The 452-nt window shown below is 56.9% G+C and carries 1 protein-coding gene; it reads right to left on the reverse strand.

The features are described from left to right. Positions 1 to 452: pirin-like C-terminal cupin domain-containing protein (locus tag MXD62_RS10160; RefSeq protein ID WP_368862375.1), on the reverse strand; the 452-nt coding region annotated here is incomplete at both ends.

The following is a 452-nucleotide window of genomic DNA, read 5'->3' on the forward strand; positions in this document are numbered from 1 at the left end:
GTATTCATTACGAACGGCCCTCGGGCAACCACCGGTTCACGAACCGGCTCTCCTGCATACAAAAGCACCCGCAACCGGGTAATAGCGGTCACGCTGACCACACTCGGTTGTCCCTCTTCGCCGTGTCCGAGCCATAACGCCTGCCTCTGCGCACCTTTTGTGCCTTCTCGTCCGAACGCACCTTCTCCTTCCAGTACATAGAAGAAGCCATTGTATGAGCCTGGCAAATCTTGCTTAACCGTAGCACCCGGCTCCAGTTGAAGCTCCACCATGGTAATCGGCACGACGTTTTTCGTGTCGGAACTGACACCGCCGGAAGAACCGGAAAAGATCACGACCCGCGCGCCTTCTTCCGTACGGACAGGCATGTTGCCGCTGCGGAGGTTCTGGTAGCGCGGTTCAGTCATCTTCTCAGCGCTCGGTAAATTGACCCACAGCTGCAGGGAATGTAC

This window comes from Frankia sp. Mgl5 (genome assembly GCF_023242985.1).
Lineage (GTDB): Bacteria > Actinomycetota > Actinomycetes > Frankiales > Frankiaceae > Parafrankia > Parafrankia soli.